Origin of the sequence: Streptomyces sp. NPDC005775 (assembly GCF_042871565.1) — a bacterium.
GTDB lineage: Bacteria > Actinomycetota > Actinomycetes > Streptomycetales > Streptomycetaceae > Streptomyces.
Map to the genome: position 1 here is coordinate 130319 of NZ_JBIAIU010000018.1, position 17131 is coordinate 147449.

Annotated in this window: 12 protein-coding genes and 1 pseudogene; 5 read left to right on the top strand and 8 right to left on the bottom strand. The window is 70.9% G+C overall.

What is annotated here, in order from left to right:
* Positions 1-43: 43 nt before the first annotated feature.
* From ACFYPA_RS32980 to ACFYPA_RS32995, 4 genes are all read right to left on the bottom strand, one after another.
* A complete protein-coding gene (locus ACFYPA_RS32980; protein ID WP_359085355.1) occupies positions 44-712 on the bottom strand; it encodes a hypothetical protein in 669 nt (222 codons plus the stop codon).
* Positions 709-1089 (bottom strand): hypothetical protein, encoded by a 381-nt coding sequence (locus tag ACFYPA_RS32985; RefSeq protein WP_359085354.1) that lies wholly within the window; start codon positions 1087-1089, stop codon positions 709-711. Before ACFYPA_RS32985 ends, ACFYPA_RS32980 begins: the two co-directional genes overlap by 4 nt.
* Positions 1086-3671, bottom strand: coding sequence for a tetratricopeptide repeat protein (locus ACFYPA_RS32990; RefSeq protein WP_359085353.1), 2586 nt, complete (start codon positions 3669-3671; stop codon positions 1086-1088). The genes ACFYPA_RS32985 and ACFYPA_RS32990 overlap by 4 nt, the downstream gene beginning before the upstream one ends.
* 287 nt (positions 3672-3958) lie before the next feature.
* The gene (locus tag ACFYPA_RS32995) at positions 3959-4744 is read right to left on the bottom strand and encodes an SDR family NAD(P)-dependent oxidoreductase (RefSeq protein WP_359085352.1); all 786 of its coding nucleotides are present in this window, start codon (positions 4742-4744) and stop codon (positions 3959-3961) included.
* 131 nt (positions 4745-4875) lie between these two features.
* On the opposite strand from ACFYPA_RS32995, the gene ACFYPA_RS33000 reads away from it, so the two are divergent.
* Both ACFYPA_RS33000 and ACFYPA_RS33005 read left to right on the top strand, forming a co-directional pair.
* A complete protein-coding gene (locus tag ACFYPA_RS33000; RefSeq protein ID WP_359085351.1) occupies positions 4876-5526 on the top strand; it encodes a TetR family transcriptional regulator in 651 nt (216 codons plus the stop codon).
* 174 nt (positions 5527-5700) lie between these two features.
* Positions 5701-6231, top strand: coding sequence for a metallophosphoesterase (locus ACFYPA_RS33005; protein ID WP_359085350.1), 531 nt, complete (start codon positions 5701-5703; stop codon positions 6229-6231).
* Positions 6232-6317: 86 nt separating this feature from the next.
* Here the strand turns inward: ACFYPA_RS33005 and ACFYPA_RS33010 are convergent, their stop codons facing one another.
* Together ACFYPA_RS33010 and ACFYPA_RS33015 are read right to left on the bottom strand one after the other, a co-directional pair.
* The gene (locus ACFYPA_RS33010; RefSeq protein ID WP_359085349.1) at positions 6318-7643 is read right to left on the bottom strand and encodes an APC family permease; all 1326 of its coding nucleotides are present in this window, start codon (positions 7641-7643) and stop codon (positions 6318-6320) included.
* Between the two features lie 109 nt (positions 7644-7752).
* Positions 7753-8715 (bottom strand): NADP-dependent oxidoreductase, encoded by a 963-nt coding sequence (locus ACFYPA_RS33015; RefSeq protein WP_359085348.1) that lies wholly within the window; start codon positions 8713-8715, stop codon positions 7753-7755.
* A 124-nt stretch (positions 8716-8839) separates the two neighbouring features.
* Between ACFYPA_RS33015 and ACFYPA_RS33020 the strand changes: the two genes are divergently transcribed.
* From ACFYPA_RS33020 to ACFYPA_RS33030, 3 genes and pseudogenes are all read left to right on the top strand, one after another.
* Positions 8840-9817: a helix-turn-helix domain-containing protein gene (locus ACFYPA_RS33020; protein ID WP_359085347.1), complete on the top strand. Its 978-nt coding sequence runs from the start codon at positions 8840-8842 to the stop codon at positions 9815-9817.
* Between the two features lie 372 nt (positions 9818-10189).
* Positions 10190-11311, top strand: a complete 1122-nt coding sequence (locus ACFYPA_RS33025; RefSeq protein ID WP_359085346.1) for a serine hydrolase domain-containing protein — start codon at positions 10190-10192, stop codon at positions 11309-11311.
* 11 nt (positions 11312-11322) lie between these two features.
* A pseudogene (locus ACFYPA_RS33030) lies at positions 11323-11643 on the top strand (S8 family serine peptidase); the annotation flags it as partial.
* Positions 11644-11740: 97 nt separating this feature from the next.
* On the opposite strand, the gene ACFYPA_RS33035 reads toward ACFYPA_RS33030, so the two are convergent.
* Both ACFYPA_RS33035 and ACFYPA_RS33040 read right to left on the bottom strand, forming a co-directional pair.
* Positions 11741-12940, bottom strand: coding sequence for an MFS transporter (locus ACFYPA_RS33035; RefSeq protein ID WP_359085345.1), 1200 nt, complete (start codon positions 12938-12940; stop codon positions 11741-11743).
* 351 nt (positions 12941-13291) lie between these two features.
* Positions 13292-17023: a S8 family serine peptidase gene (locus ACFYPA_RS33040; RefSeq protein WP_359085344.1), complete on the bottom strand. Its 3732-nt coding sequence runs from the start codon at positions 17021-17023 to the stop codon at positions 13292-13294.
* Positions 17024-17131: the final 108 nt, after the last annotated feature.

A 17131-nucleotide genomic window follows, 5' to 3' on the forward strand; every position in this document is an offset into this window, starting at 1 on the left:
TTTCCGGGTGCATGGTCACTGAGTCACGCCATGCGGTGTGTGCTCAAGGCGGGCAGGAGTCGACGACTGTCAGGGATACGACGTCGGCGGTCGGCACCCGGCGCGGGGTACCGGACGTGTCCGAGACGAGGGTGATGGTCTTCGCACCGCTGGTCAGCTCGCCGCAGAGGACGGCTCGGGGCGTCACGACGAGCACCCGGGGCCGCGCGTCCCCGTTCCCGCTCGGGGCGTCGCGCGGAAGCCACCAGGACGTCAGCGTCATGGTGACGACCACGGGCAGGGAGATGAGCAGCGCGATCCTGGCCCTGCGGACATCGGCCCAACACCTCGCCGCGGCAGCGGCCTTGTAATGGACCAGGGACCCGTAGCGTCTGCGCATCCGGTCCCGGTCGACCGGTCCCGAACCACCCATCGCGGACGCGCGCGACGCGGCCCACAGGCCGAAGAGCGCCACGGTGAAGCCGAAGCCCAGTACGCCGGTGACGACACCGCGCCAGACGGGGCTCAGGTCCGCCATCCTGCCGGGCCCGCCCAGCATGAGCCCGGCGGCCATGACGGTGACCAGCAGCCCCAGTCCGGTGCGCCACTGTTCCGCGCTGGCCCGGGCCCGGGTGAGCGAGTCCTCCGCGTACTCGCGCCATGCCGCGTCCTCCGCGAGTTCGCGCTCGCTCAGGGGAGAGGCCGGCTCGCGGTATCGCGACGGGGGCGTCATGCGATGTCGTCCCGGAACACTTCGATGGTGAAGGTGATGCCGCAGCCCGTCGTCACGCCGGCGGGCCGGTTCTTGTGCGCGCGCTCGCAGTCGCACGTCACGTTGATACGGGTGTACGGGTCCGGGGTCCCCGCCGTGTCATCGCCGAGCACGCCCGACTCGCCGGCCGCGGTCAGAATCTCCTCACCGGAGATGTCCCCCAGACAACGCGGGCAGGCGCCGCTGACGACCGCTCGCGTGATCCCGCCGGAGCTCTTCACGACCGCTCTCAGTTCCGGGTCGTCCCCGACGCACATGGTGAAGGCGGCTTTCGTCCACCTGTAGGCCAGCGGCTCGTCGAGCTCGTACTTCAGGTTCCGATGTGCGCGGGGTGTCACCGCTGACCTCCGCAGGGTCTGTGCGTACCGATGGGAATCAGAGGCGCCCAGTGGTGCAGGGCGAGCGAGCGGTACTCCCGGCGCGCGAGGAACTGACGGGTGGCCTGGTGCACGGCCGCCGCCATGGTGTTCTCCGGGAGGCTGTCCAGCACCATCTCCACGTACGTGGTGGCCGGAGCGGAGTCGCCCAGCTCACCCACCGTGGCCAGCACTTCGTCGGAGCCTCCGGCCAGCGCGAGCGTGGCGACGCTGATCGGGTCGCTGGGGGAGCGGCCGGGGTAGGCACTGCCCCAGCAGGCGATCAGAGCGAGTCGCCGAGGTGGGCGTCGGCCGAGAAGGTCAGCGGGCAGGAGCCACTCGTCCGTGTCGAGTTCGAGGTAGTGGCCCGCTTCGGTGTCGGGTCTGCCGTGCCCGGTCAGCACCATCAGCTCCCGCCCGTTGTAGATCGCGCCGCGGGCCTCGGCCGCCGAGGACAGGCGACGCGGACTCCACCGGCGGTCCTGGAACAGATCCAATGGATGACGTTTCACGAGCGGGCTGCGCCACACGTCGACATCCACCGGCGATCGCGGGTGGGGCGTGTGGCCGTGCCGCGTGGCCAGTTGGCGCTGGATCGTCAGCGAGGGACAGATCACGAAACGTGCGACCTCGCCCAGGACGAGGTCGTCCTCCAGGGGAAGCGCACCCCACGGCACCCGCCACAGCTCACCGGCCGGGACGATCAGCAGGTCATGCGGCCCCGAGGCCACGAGTGCCGTGATCAGAGGCGGCGGGAGCAGTGCGGACAGCGGGCGCAGATCGACTGCCGTCAATGCCTGACGTTCCGTGGTCCGGTCTCCGGACCTGAGTACGGACAGCAAATCCAGTGCGGCCGGTGCCAGCCGAAAGCTGCCCATGGAGGGGTGGCCCTCCGGGGCGCTCCACGACCAGCGCACCAGCTCCTCGTCGACGGGGTCGAGGAGGAGCTGGAGCGTGTGGCACCCGTCGGGCAGGGACTCAAGGAGCGCTCCGCCCTCGTCGGCCGGTGGGAGGTACACGGCTGCCAGCAGGTCGTCCAGCGACTTGCCCGCCCGGGGCTCGGCCCCCTGCCGGGCCTCGAACGCGCCCAGGCGGCGTATTCGGTGCTCCCGGCGCTCGTCACCGAAGCGCTCCTCATCGGCACGGGTGCTTCTGCGGTGCGCGAGCAGTCCGCGGTCCGCCCTGGCCAGCAGTTCCTGGAGCCGGTCCAGTTGGTTGCCGGCCATGGCGGTGCTGTTCGCCTCCAGCAGGCCCGCCAGCCGGCGGCCGGCCAGGAAGTCGGCCACCACGGCGAATGTCCGGGGCGAGTGGTGCTTCTCCGCCGCCGACAGCGATTTCCCGTACACGTCCCGGAAGCGGCGTCGGTACTCCTCCTGGAAGCGTTCCTCCTGGTGGTCGGCGCGGTAGGACTCGACCTCCACGACGGCCTCGCGCCAGGTCCGTAACGCGTCCTCCGGGGAGCCGCACTCCTCTTGTGCTTCGGCCAGTTTGCCCATGGCATTGGACATGCCCAGCAGATCACCGATTCCCCGGTACCGCTCCAGGGACTCGGTGAACAACTCCACCGCCTCGGCCCAGTTTCCCCGGCCCCGCGCCGTTCTGCCCAGATCCTGCGCGGCGTGGGCCTGCGCCCGGGACAGCCCCGCTGACAAGGCGAGTTCCCGTGCCGCGTCGTACGCCTCCGCCGCCTCGTCGAACCGGCGGTTGTCCAGGTGCAGGTCACCGCGCAACGAGTGCACGTTGACCAGCCCGTTCGGATCGCCCTCCTCCTGGAAGGCCGCCAACGCGAGGTCGAGCCAGTCCCAGGCGTCCGAGTGCTTTCCGCGGCGGTGCAGCCAGCCGGCCAGCCGTTGGGCCGCGTTCCCCTGGCCCTGGGCCGACCCGACAGCCACGAACGCGGCGTAGGCATCCCTGCCGAGCTGCTCCATACGGTCGAGCTCGCCGAGCCGCTCGGCACACTCTGCCGCGCCGAGCAGCGCGTTGCCCCCGAACACCGGGTCATCGAGGGCGGTGGCGATCTCCGCCGCCTCCCGGAACTGGTCCAGGGCGAGTTCCGCGGAATGGTGCCACAGGGACAGGTACCCCCTGACGACCAGCGCTTGCGCACGGCCGAAGCGGTACATCGACTCATCGGCCACCACCGTGGCCCTCTCGATGTGCTCGGAGGCTGCCTCGATGTCGTTCCGGTTCATGGCGATCTTGCCGAGCCCGATGTGGGCGTGCACCGTGGCCAGTTGGGGCCCGCTTCCGGTCTCCTCCTCGAGGAGGGCCCGGAACGCGGCCAGTGCCGCGGTGGGCGCACCCGACCGCGCGGAGTTGTCGCCCTCGGTTTCGAGCCGCAGTTGCCGCACCCAGGCTTCGGGTGTCAGGTCCGGATTCCACGGGCCCGAGGGGGCCTCGGGGTCCAGCAGTGTCCGGTAGCGGCTGCGCAGGGCGATCGGACCGGGGACGTCGATGTCCCGTACCAGCGCCCGCCGCCGTTCGGTGTCCGGGCTCTGCCACGCGGCCAGGAGCACCTCGCAGGCCGGATGTCCGGCGATGTCCGTGACGTAGGAATCCCCCATGGGCCCCCTCTCCCCGAGAGCTGAAGATATCCAGCTCCGATGGCCCTGACCACCTCAAGAGGGGGAGTAACTCTTTCGGGTTATTCCGGCCGACTTGTTCGATCTTCGGGTGGTGACCAGTCGAACGGCGGGGCGCGGCGCGCGTGGACCGGGTGGCGCGCGTGAAAACCAAGGTCGCCCGAGTCCTGGGGCGAGGCGTGACCGCCCGTTGACCGGTGAATCGCGCGCACCCGGCTTCGCACTTCTCCGGCTTCCGGCATCCGCTGCACACGGCGGGCGCAGCGGTGTCAGAAATGGGTCCCGCCGTCGATCCGGACCTCTGTGCCGGTGATGAACTTCCCGTCCTCGGAGGCCAGCATCGCGACGACGCCCGCGACCGCCTCGGGGCCGGCGAAACCCTCCCCGAGCGCCGGCGAGAGCTTCGCGAACAGGCTCAGGTCGGTGCCCGCGGGCAGGCCGGGGCCCTGGCTCAGTTTGCTCTCGCCGGAGGCGTCGGTCATGCCGGAGGAGATGGAACCGGGCTGCACGGCGGTGAAACGGATGCCCTGCTTGCCGTACTCGGAGGCCAGGGCGTGCGTCATGGACTGGATGCCGCCCTTGCTGGCCGCGTACGCCGCCATGTAGGGGTGGGCGAACACGGCCGAGGTGGAGCTGAAGTTGACCACGGCCGGGGCATCACCTCGCAGGAGCGCGGGTATCGCTTCGCGGATCATCAGGAAGGTGCCCGTCAGGTTGACCGCGATCACCTTGTTGAAGTCGGTGAGGGTCGTCTCGTGGGTGTGCGAGGAGCGCAGGATGCCGGCCGCGTTGACCAGTACGTCCAGCCCGCCGAGGGCCGAGAGGGCGGCGGCGACACCTGCCCGTACGGACGTCTCATCAGCCACGTCCACCACGACCGTCGTCAGCCGGCCCGCGTCGGCGCCCGCCTTGGCGCGGGTGTCCTTGAGACCTGCCTCGCTCACGTCGGCGGCCACGACCTCGCCGCCCTCGGCCAGGAAGCGCAGCACGGTGGCCTGCCCGATGCCCGAGCCGCCGCCGGTGATCAGTGAGCGGCGTCCTTGGAAGCGGTTCATTTCGATCTTCCTTCCGGTGAGGAGCGCGGGCCGACTGGCCTGCGCGGCATGTCCACCGTACGCCTTAGTGGCACAAATTGTCATTACTGCATTCTGTGCCACCTATGGTCGTCGGCACGTACTCTTTCCTCATGAGTCACCCCCGGACCTCTCGCTCCGCCCCGGCCTCCCTGACGGAGCGCCGCAAGATCGCGACACAGTTGGACATCGCCCGCGGGGCGGCCGAGCTGTTCTCCGAGAAGGGGCCCGACGGTACGACCGCGGAGGAGATCGCGGCCCGAGCGGGTGTCGCGCTGCGCACCTTCTACCGGTACTTCCGCAGCAAGCAGGACGCGATCGGGCCGCTCCTGTCGTCCGGCGGCGACCGCTGGCGCCTCCTGCTCGCCGAAACCGGCCCGGACGTGGACCTTGCCCGCGCCCTGGAGTCCGCGGCGGTCGCATCGTTCGAACCATCGGGCGGCCTGGGAGGGGAGGAGGGGCTGCGCTGGACCCGTGACCTGTTGCGGTCCGCCCAGAGCGACCCCGCCCTGCGGGCCGTCTGGTACCGGGTGAACCAGGAATCCGAGGAGCAGCTCCTGCCGGTGGTGGGGCGCCTCGCGGGGCCGGATGCCGACCCTCTGGAGGTCCGGCTGGTCGCCGCAGCCGCCACTGCCGCGATCCGTGTGGCGCTGGAGAGGTGGGCGACGATGGACCCGGACTCCGGCGAGATCGGGTCCCCGGTGGACCTCGTGGTGCGGTGCCTGCGCGAACTCACGGCCGGGATGAGGCTTCTGTCGCCCTGAGGGCGAGTCCGCAGGTTCGGAGGCATCACGGGAACCCACTCATGTGACTGTCGTTTCCGCCCGATTCACGGGTCGGCCGAAACCGCTGCGGCAATGGAGATCTGCGGCTCGGGGCGCGACCCGCGCTCGCACCGGTGAGGCGTCGAAACAGGCAGCGCGGGGTACATCGCTGACATGATCAAGCGTGCTCCGGCGGATGAGTCCACGCGGTTGCTCCTCGTCTCCGACACTCACCTGCCGGTACGAGCCAAGAGCCTCCCGGCCCCGTTGCTGCAGGCGGTGGAGGCGGCCGATGTCGTGATCCACGCGGGGGACTGGGTCGACACCGCCACGCTCGACCTGCTGGAAGGACGGGCACGGCGGCTGATCGGCGTGTTCGGCAACAACGACGGCCCGGAGCTGAGAGAGCGGCTGCCCGAGGTGGCTCGGGCGGAGCTGGGCGGCCTGCGGTTCGGCGTCGTGCACGAGACCGGAAGCGCACGGGGGAGGGAGGCCCGGTGCGCCGACCGCTTTCCCGATCTGGATGTCCTGGTCTTCGGCCACAGCCATATTCCCTGGGACGCGGAGGCGCCGGGTGGCCTGCGCCTCCTCAACCCGGGGTCGCCGACGGACCGCAGACGGCAGCCGTACTGCACTTACATGACTCTCGTCGTCGGGGATGGAGCGGTGGGCGGAGTCACGCTGCACCGATTGCCGAAACGCTGACATCGGTCACGGCGCCCGGCGCGTCGAGCGGTCTCCTCCCCCAGGGCCTCCGGGACGACGGCACGGTCAGGTGCCCCGGGGCCGGGTCAAGGGGTCCGCCGCGACCGTACGGCGGCGACCGCGCCCAGCACCGCGCCGACGGCCAGGACGAGCAGTCCTCGCAGCCACACATCGCGTCCGATCTGGGTGGCGAGGACGACGCAGGACAGGGCTCCGAGGACGGGGACGAGGGTCGGTGCCCGGAAGTGCTCCCGGGTGACCGCATCCCGGCGCAGTACGAGAAGTGCGGTGTTGACGAGGAAGAAGACCACCAGAAGCAGGAGGACCAGCGTGGAAGCCAGCGTGGACACATCGCCGGTCAGCGCGAGGAGCAGAGAAAGCGCCGTGGTGGCGGCGATGGCGGCCCACGGGGTGCGCCGGCCGGGAAGGACCTTGGTCAGGAAGCGGGGCAGCAGACCGTCCCGTGCCATGCCGTAGGCCAGTCGTGAGGACATGATGCCCGTCAGCAGGGCTCCGTTCGCTACGGCCACGAGGGCGATGGCGCTGAAGAGTTCCGTCGGGACTCCTCCCGCCGCCCGGACGACTTCGAGGAGCGGCCCGCTGGATTCCGTCAGCTTTTCGGTCGGTACCGATGCCGCGGCGGCCGCTCCGACCAGTGCGTACACCGCGCCGGCGGTGACCAGTGCGCCGAAGAGCGCTCGGGGATACGAGCGACGGGGGTCGAGGGTCTCTTCGGCCACGTTGACGGACGTCTCGAAGCCGACGAAGGAGTAGTAGGCGAGCACCGCGCCGCTCAGCAGGGCTGCCACGGGCCCTTCACGCGAGGTGCCCAGGTCCGTGAGCCTCGCGGTGTCTCCGTCGCCGCGCAGCACGATCCAGGCGCCGAGCCCGATGACCAGGAGCAGCCCGCTGACCTCGATGACCGTGGCGACGACGTTGGCCCGGGTCGACTCGCTGATGCCTCGCGCGTTCAGCAGAGCCAGGGCGGCGAGGAAGACGATCGTCACCAGCACTACGGGGAGCGTGACGAACTCGGACAGGTAGTCGCCGCCGAACCCTCGGGCGAGGGCGGCCACCGACACGACGCCGGCGGCGAGCATGCAGAACCCGGCCAGGAAGCCGAGGAAGGGCCCGTACGCCAGGGTGGCGTAATGCGAAGCGCCGCCCGCACGCGGATATTTGGTGACCAGCTCCGCGTAGGAGGCGGCCGTGAGCAGAGCCAGGCACAGGGCGGCGAGCAGGGGGGCCCACACAGCGCCGCCGGATTCCGCGGCGACTTGGCCCACCAGGACGTACACGCCCGCTCCGAGGACGTCGCCCAGGATGAAGAAGTAGAGCAGCGGGGTGGTCAGGGCCTTCTTGAGTGCGGGCGGGGAGTCCGACGGCGGGGGCTTGAGGGGGAGAGGTTTCACTCGATCCCGTATACCCGCCCCGGGGCCGAGCAGGCGCCGAGCCCCCCGGATGCCTGCCCAGGCGCATGAGCAGGCATCCGGCGGCCCGTCTGCCCGGAGGCTGGGGGAGTCAGTCGGTGACGGTGAGGACGAGCTTGCCGCGAGTGCGGTTGGTCTCGCCGAGACGGTGGGCCTCGGCGGCCTCCTCCAGCGCGAAGGAGCGCTCCACCTCGACGCGGACCCCGCCGGAATCGACCAGCCCGGCGATCACGGTCAGGGCCGGGGAGTCCGGCTCCACCAGGAAGGGGCTGGTGCGCACCCCGGCCTGGCCGGCCACGGTGGCGAGGCGCTCCGAGACGCCGCCGGGAACCGCGATGACGAGGCCGCCGGGACGGGTCACCGACACCGAACGTGTCGCGTTGTCGTCCTGGTCCCCGATCAGATCGATGACGACGTCGATGCCGCCCGTCACGTCCTCGAACCGCTGCTGCGTGTAGTCGATCGTCTGGTCCGCGCCCAGTTCCTTCAGCCAGGCGTGGCGGGGTTCGCGAGCGGTCGCCACGACCTCGGCGCCGAGGTGCTTGGCGAACTGCACGGCCAGGTGCCCGACGCCGCCGGCCGCCGCGTGTACGAGTACGCGCTGCCCGGGCCGCACGCCGGCGGTGTCGACCAGGGCCTGCCACGCGGTGAGCGCCGCGAGGGGCAGGGCCGCGGCCTCGACGTGACCGATCGAGGCCGGCTTGCGGGCGAAGTGGCGGGAGGGCGCCGTGACGTACTCGGCGTACGCACCCGCGGGGCGCGGGAACCAGGGCATCGCGTAGACCTCGTCACCGGGCGCGAGGGTGGTGACGCCGAAGCCGACCTCCTCCACGACGCCGGAGACGTCCCAGCCCAGGATCAGCGGCAGCGTCTGCAGTCCCGCCATGCCCTGACCCGCGCGGGTCTTCCAGTCCACCGGGTTGATCCCGGCGGCGTGGACACGCACCAGTACCTCGGTCGGCAGGGGTTCGGGGCGGGCCACCCGCTCGGCGGTCAGGACCTCGGGGCCGCCGAATTCCCTGACCGTGACGGCACGCATGGTGTGCTCGCTCATGCTTCCTCGCTCATGTCTGTTTCGTGTGTTCTCACGTCGGGCCGGGCCCGGCGAGATCCACTCTGTCGTGCTGTCGCAGCGGCGGGTGAGTGGCCTGCGGGACACCTGTCGTACCATTCCGGCCATGCCGCACAACGTTGCCGTTCTCGCTCTCGACGGAGTCCTGCCGCTGGATCTGGGCATCCCTGCCCGGGTGTTCAACGAAGCGTGCACTCCGGACGGGACGCGCCTCTATTCGGTGAGGACCTTCTCGATCGGAGGGCTGCCGGTCCGTACGCACGAGGACTTCCGACTCCTCCTGGACCACGACGAGTCGCTGCTGCGGACCGCGGACACGGTCGTGATCGCCACCCTGGAGCCCACTGCCGACCTGCTCGCGACAGGGACGCTTCCGGGCGACCTCGCCGCGGTACTGGACTCGATCCGGCCGCGGACCCGCATCGTGAGTCTGTGCACCTCGGCCTTCCTGCTCGCGGCGGCCGGGCTGCTCGACGGTCGGCGGGCCACCACTCACTGGGCGCTGTGTGACACGTTCGCGCGGCTGTTCCCCGACGTCGAGGTCGATCCGAATGTGCTGTTCATCGACAACGGTCGCATCCTGACGTCCGCCGGTGGCGCGGCCGGCATCGACATGTGCCTTCACCTGGTCCGTCTGGACCACGGGGCGACGGTCGCGGCGGCCGCGGCACGCCGGTGCGTCGCAGCGCCGTGGCGCGAGGGCGGACAGGCACAGTTCATCGAGCACCTGGTGCCTCAGGACACCGACCGTTCGACGTCGGAGACCCGGCAGTGGGCGCTGGAACGGCTGGCCGACCCGATCACGCTGGAGGACATGGCACTTCACGCCCACATGAGTGTGCGCACCTTCACCCGTCGTTTCCGCGCGGAGGCGGGCATCAGCCCGCTCAAGTGGCTGTCCCAGCGCCGACTGGCCCACGCACGCCTGCTGCTGGAGTCCACGGCCCTGCCCATCGCCCGCATCGCCACCGCCTGCGGCTTCGGCGACCCGGTCGCGCTGCGCAAGCAGTTCCACACCTACGTCGGCCTGTCTCCGGCGGCCTACCGCCGGGCGCACCACGCGCCGGAGGCGGTGACCGCGTGAGCGCCCACGAAGCGTGGCCGGCCCGCGTAACAGATCGGCCGTCAGGCCGCGTTGTCCTGCTGACGCCCACGCAGATCCCCCGGCGTTCAGCTGGGAAGTGATCGCTCCGAGGAATGCGCGACAGGGGGTTGGCCCCACCTCCAAGCGGGTGGCTGGCAGGATCCCGGGCGATGGCCCTGACCGAAAATACTGGGAGCCCGCAGAGAAGTTGTCGCCACCGGCCTCCAGGAGCCTTTCGTGTACGAGCACGCACCCGCAGCAGACGGATCACGTTCGCCCAGGAGCAGGGCCGGTGGCAGGCCGGGGGCGCCGAGGTTGCGGGTCGCTGCTGTCGGGGCGGTCGCGATGGCGGTGATGTCCGCGGGATTCATCATGCCCGCGTCGGCAGCGGCCCCCCAGGGTGCTACCGGTCACGCATCGACCGCGCGCGGCGGCCATCAGGCCACGCAGGCGGCCTTGGACGGGGTGGTCCGGGGCGGACCGCCCGGTGCGATCGCGCTCGCCCAGCGGGGGCGCGACTCCTGGGCAGGCCGTGCGGGCACCGCCGATCTGGCGACCGGTCGACAGCCGCGCGCCGGTGACCGGTTCCGGGTGGGGTCGATCACCAAGACGTTCGTGGCCACCGTCGTCCTCCAGCTCGAAGCCGAGGGCAGGCTGAGTCTGGACGACACCGTGGACCACTGGCTGCCGGGCATGGTGCGGGGGAACGGCCACGACGGCACGAAGATCACTTTGCGCCAGCTCCTCAACCACACCAGCGGCGTCTACAGCTACACCGACGACGCGGGCTTCAAACGCAAGGAGTTCAGCACCGACTTCCTCCAGCACCGCTACGACACCTGGACGCCGCAGCAGATCGTCCACCTCGCCATGACCCACCAGCCGGCCTTTGACCCCGGCAGCGGGTGGAGCTACTCCGACACCAACTACGTCCTCGCCGCGCTGGTGATCCAGAAAGCCACCGGTCACTCGTACGCCCGCGAGATCGAGCGGCGAATCCTGCGCCCCTTGCATCTGGACTCCACCACACTGCCCGGCACCCGGGCCGGCGTGCCGGGTCCCAGTGGACGCGCCTACTCGAAGCTGACCGGTGAACTGGCGGGGCCCGCAGAACCCGACAGCTCCACGTACGACGTCACCGAGCTCAACCCCTCCCTCGCGGGGGCCGCCGGGGAGATGGTCTCCACCACCCGTGATCTCAATCGGTTCTACCAGGCCCTGCTCTCCGGTCGGCTCCTCCCTGAGCGCCAGTTGGCGGAGATGACCACGACCGAGCCGATCCAGGAGATGCCGACGGTCTCCTACGGCCTGGGCCTGATGAGGATGGAGCTGTCCTGCGGCACGGTCGTATGGGGCCACAACGGCGGCATCCAGGGGTCCATCTCGCAGACTGTGGCAACCACCGACGGCGGGCACGTCCTGTCAGTGAACTTCAACGGCGACTGGAACGTACACGAACAGCGAGTCGTCGAAGCCGAGTTCTGCGGCGCGTGAGCGACGGGAGCGTGGCGGCCCCCCTCGAGGGCGGGGCCGCGGCGCATGCCGGATCAAGGTCTCGCTCAAGGACTCGATGCCGCGGATCGGCGCGCCCCGAGGCCTGGGCCGAGGGCTTCGACGGCAAGGGTGACACGGCGGAGGCACTCGACTCCGGCATCGCCCCCGCGCATCCGGACGCGAAGGGCAGCATCGTCGGCACCAAGAGCTCCGTGCCCGGCAGAAGTGCTGGACGGAACGGTCACGGCGCCCATGCCGCCTCGGCCGTGGCCGGCTCGGGCACCGTTTCCGACGGCGTCTGCAAGGGCGTCACCCCAGCCGCCGACCTGCTGGTCGGCAAGGCGGCTACACGTAGAACGCCGGGATCATCGCGGCCAGGGAGTGGGCCAGGACCAGGGGCCGCGGGCGTCTTCCGGTTGCCGCCGGGCCTCAGGAGCCGCCCCGCGGAACTGCGACGGAGGCCTCCCGGCCGAACGCCCGCATCGCCAGCGCACCCGCCAGGGGGCCGGGTGCCAGGAGGAGGAAGGCGTAACGCCAGCCGACGGCCTCGGCCAGCAGGGGAGTGAGCTGGATGGTGATGACCGTCAGGGCGAAGCCGATCGCGGTCTGGGCGGTGAGGGCCGTTCCGATGTAGCGGTGGTCGGCGACCTCGCTCAGCGATGTCGAGAACACCCCCGAGTCCGCGATCACGGCCGCACCCCACAGCATGCAGAAGGCGAACAGGGCCGGCGGGGAAGCATGGAAGAGGAACGGGGAGGCCAGGCAGCACAGACCACTGAGGAGAAGAGCCGTCATGGCGGCGGGCGGGCGGCCGAAGCGGTCCGCGCCCCATCCTCCGAGCAGGCAACCGGCGGCTCCGCCGAGTCCCATGGTGAGGAACACCGTGATCTCCACGGAGCCCGGAAGCCCCTTCGAGGCAGAGGTCGCCAGGAGGAAGGTCGGGATCCACGTCCACAGGGCGTAGAGCTCCCACATGTGCCCGAAGTAACCGAGGTTCGCCAGTCGCGGCCCGCGCTCGGTAAACATGTTCAGCGCGTACCTGGGGTTGCGGGCAGGTGCGGCCTTCGCCGCGTATGGGCCGGGCCGGACAAGGAGCAGGGCAATGACGGCACCCACGAAGCCGGCCGTCGCGGCGGCGAGCAGAACATCGCGCCAGCGCAGTGACCCGACCCCGGCGATCAGGTGAGGAAGCGTGGAGCCAAGGGTGAGGGCGGCGATGAGGACGCCCATGGTCCTGCCCCGTCCCGCACTGCCGGCCCACGAGACCATGAGCTTCATGCCGGTGGGGTAGACCCCGGCCAGGAACATCCCGGTCAAGAAGCGCAGCGGAATGGCGACGGCGAGCTGGTCGGCGACCAGGGCCAGCACCACGGTACAGGTGGCGGCTGCCGCGGCACTGGCGGCGAGCAGACGCTGTGGCGCGACGCGGTCAGCCAGATTCAGGGCGGCCGAGGCCACGGCCCCGGCGACGAAACCGATCTGTACCGAGGCCGTCAGCCACACCGCACCGCCGGCAGTGAGCCCCCAGTCCGTCCGGAGGCTGGGAACCACCGCCGACATGGAGAACCAGACAGCGAGGCCGAGCACCTGCACCGCGGCGATCGCACCGCGTTGCACAACGATGTTCACGAACACCTCTCCTGGACCGAGTCCTGGTTCCCCCGGCCGCGCACGCCGCGGCCGAAGGCCGACCTTAATACCCCGGCCCAGGTGCGTACCGGAGGCAACCGGCCGCCGGGGAACACGATGCCGCCAGTTCCCGGCACCGGTGGTGTCATCCACTCGGGCCGGGGTACCGAGCCGCGTTCCGTCGTCACCTTGACGGCATGAGCGATCGGACCCCGACGCAGGTCGTTGAGGGATCAGGAGTGGTGCTTTCCGACCCGCGGCACCGTCGCTGAGCGCGGCACCCGGCGACTTCGCCAGGTACCGCGCTCAGCGACGCAGTTACGGCCTCACGTGCCGCAGCGCAGACGTCAGCTACTTCCGCACGCCCATCGCCCGGACGATCTCCTGCCTGACCGAACCGCCCCGGTCGTCGGTTGCCGAGGCCCGCACGGAGACGTACCGCGCGTCGTCCGGCACTCGCACCGAGCCGGCCCAGGAGGCGGACTTGCCGCGCACAGAGCCCAGTTCGACCGTTTTCCACGTCCCGCCGTCGTCGAAGGAGACCTCCAGCGTGGAGCCGGTGATCCTCCCGGTGTCCGCAGCGCCCTGGACGTACTCGGAGAAGATCCCGAGATCCAGACGCTTTCCGGCCCGCACGTCGCCGTGCAGATCGGTGTCGACGTCGAATCCGAGGTTGAGCATCGGCAGATACGTCCACCGGTCGGCCGGCGTGGCGGCCGACTTGAAGGTCCATTCGGAGTGGCCCTTCGTGGCGAGGCGCCAGACATCCGGGTCGAGGGTGGTGTCGGTGACGACCCTGAAGTCCTGCTCGGTCGACTTGACCTTCCGGGCGTACGCCCCCGAGCCCAGCCTCCGGTCGACCTGCACCCCGTCCACGTACACGGTGGTGAACTGGCTCACCGAGCTCGCGTGCCACACATCGCCGAAGCCGGTGTGGTCGGGGCCCGAGTCACCCCAACCCGGGGTGTTGAACTGCAGGTTGTTGCCTGCGCGCTCCTGGCCCCAGCCGAGGCCGGTGCCCAGCCACGGGTGCCAGACCGGCTTGAACCAGTTGGTCGCGGAGCGCTTGCCGCCGCGGAAGTGCACGACGCCCTCACGTTCCTCGATGGCGCCCGGGCCGCTGGTCACGGACTGGTGCCACCCCTGCTCGGGTCCGGCGCTGATGTAGTCGGTGCGTTCCACGGGAAGCTTGATCTTCTCCGGGACGCCCATGCCCATGGGGAAGGTGTCGGTGACCGAGTAACGGAACTCGCTGCCGTCGGCCCCCTTCGGCGCGTGGAACGTGTTGGTGACGACTGCCAGCTCGCTCCTGCCCGGCCGGTAGGTCAGGTCGGCGGGGATCGCCCCCGGGTGTCCTTCGGTGAGGTCGTACACGTACGGCGTGAACTCGGTGCCGGTCAGTTCCACGCCCCGGTCGAGCCGAGCGGCCTCGATCAGCCGCGCCCCGTCCGCGGCGTTCACCGTCGCGATGTACAGCGGCCGTGTCGACCCGTCGGCCGCGCCGAACCCGGCCAGCAGCCGCCCGGGAGCGTCGTCGGTGACGAACAGGGCCGCGGCACCCGCGTCCTGTGCGTTCCGCGCCAGTTCGCCGGGGCCGACCGCGTCGGTGCGGCGCACGACGACCGCCCTGCCCTTGACCGACTGGCCGGCATAGTCGGCGGCGCTTCCGGTGCCCGCGTCCACCAGAGGCATCCGCTCGCGCCCGGTGAACTGGTCCGATCCGCGCTGGACGACGGCCTCGCCGAGCTGCCTGCCGCCCGCTTCGACGTCGAGCTGCGGCTTGCCGAGCCGCCACACGGTCCGGTACTCGAAGGTGCCCGTGGCGGGCTTGCGGGTCGGCGCGGCGAAGATGCTGTCGTATTTCGACGGGACCAGTACGGACGGTGCGAAGGACTCGCCGTTCGCGGACCTGTTGAACTCCATGATCCGCTGACGGGTCTCGGTCCGCCGGCCCACGTCCGCCCGGATCTCCCGCAACGTCCGTCCGTCGAGCGTCACTTCGCGGTCACGGTCCAGGATGACCTCGGGCTCGGTGAGAAGACCGAGGCCCAGGGAGTCCCCGCCCTTGCCGCCGCGCACGTCGAGGAAAGTGGACAGGTCGTACGAGCCGGGCTCCAGGCGCAGTGCGAGCGTGCCCGAGTCACCGACCGGGGCCGGGATGACCGACGTGCCCTCGGCCATCTGCTTGACGGCCACGTACGCGGCGGTCGGGGCGCCGTCACGGTCCTTCACGTGGACGGTGAGGGTGTAGCGCTCGTTCTCCTTGGTCATACCGAAGGACGTGTGCGCCACCACCGCGTCGCCGTCCCGGGCGACGATCCGTCCGGAGGTCGTGCCGACGGACGCGGCGGCGCCGTCACCGGTGACCGTGGTCCGAGCGGTGCCGTGCGCGGGGACCGTGAGGGTGGAGTCGGCGAGGGTGACCACGTCGGCGGGGGCGCCCTCGGCGGTCAGGGCCAGGGTGACCGCCCGGTCGGAGGAGTTGGTGTAGGTCAGCGTCTTGGCGACCGGCTTGTTCTCCCCGTACGGCCAGCCGACGAAGCCGAGGTCGGCGCTGCCGGTCGCGGTGATCCGCGCGTCGATGGCGGACGGGACGTCGACACGGCCCGCACCCACCTCGTACGACGTGCCGTTGATCTGCTCGGACGTGCTCATCAGCCCGTCCTTGAGCTGCTGTCCGTCCCAGTCGGGGTGCTTCTCGGAGAGCAGCGCAGCCACGCCCGCGACGTGCGGGGTCGCCATGGACGTCCCGCTCATCACGGTGTAGGGGCCGCTGCCGCTCACGAGCTGCGAGCGCGCCGCGACGATGTCCACGCCCGGCGCGGACAGGTCGGGTTTCAGGGCGTTGTCGCCCTGGCGGGGGCCCTGGCTGGAGAAGGACGCACGCCGGTCGGCGGAGTCGACCGCGCCGATCGTCAGCGCGGAGTCGGCGGCGCCCGGGGAGCCGATGGTGCCGGGGGCGCCCGCGTTGCCTGCCGCGACGACGAACAGAGCGCCCGTGTCCTGGGAGAGGGTGTTCACCGCCTGGGCCATCGGGTCGGTGCCGTCGCTGCCCTGGGACGAGCCGAGACTCATGGAGACGATCTTGGCGTGGACGTCCTTGGCGGCCCACTCCATGCCGGCGATGATCTGCGACTCGGATCCGGAGCCCTGGTCGCTGAGGACCTTGCCGACGGCGAGGGTGGCGTCGGGCGCGACACCCCGCTCCTTGCCGTCGGAGGCCGCACCACTGCCACCCACGGTGGACGAGACGTGGGTGCCATGGCCGTTCCGGTCGGCGACCTCCTGGCCGTCGATGAAGCTCCTGGTCTCGCTCACCCGGCCCTTGAGATCGGGATGGGTCAGGTCCACGCCCGTGTCGAGGACGGCGACCTTGACACCCTTGCCGGTCAGCCCGGCCTCCCAGGCCGCGGGGGTGCCGATCTGGGCGTTGCTGGCCTCCATCGCGGTGTCGACGCGGGCGTCAAGCCAGATCTTCCCGACCCCGCCCGCCAGTTGAGCGGGTGCCGGGGTGGTTCTCAGGGCTGCGGAGCCGACGTCCGGCGCGACCGTGCGCCAGAACTCCCCGGACTCCGACGCCTCCAGGGCCGCACCGCCCACGCTCGGCAGGACGCGGACCTGGCGGGCCCCGCGGGGCGGCGCGCTCCGGGCGTTCTTCGTGTACGTCACGATGAGCGGCAGGCCGTCGGAGGACGGGTCGCCCAGGCCCTGCTCGATCAGAGCGGTGACGTCGAAGAGTTCGGCGTCGAGGACGCCCGCCCGCAGGTAGGGCCGGGCCTCGTCGGGCACGACGGTGATCCGGCCGCCGGATATCTCACTGCGCACCGCTCCGGTCGCGCCCGCGGGGCGCTCCACGGCGACCGACTTCCGGCCTGCGCCGAGGTCGGTCACCGTCACCCGGTCCCCGGTGATCAGGGTGACGGTTCGCGCGGTGGTGGGTGCGTGCACGGACGACGCGGCACGATCGGTGCCTGCCGTCGTACCCATCGCCCCGGCTGCGACGGCCTGTCCGGCCGGCAGCAGTGAGAGGGACAGCCCGGCTGCGAGTAGCCGGGCCCGCCGTCTCGCGGATGCTCTGGTCATGGATGTCTCTCCTCCGCGCACCCGGTGAATGGGTGGTCCGGGTGCTGCGACGAATGTCCCCCGACAGCAACGCGGCCGACACCGTCTTGTGTTGGCGGGTAGGCCGCA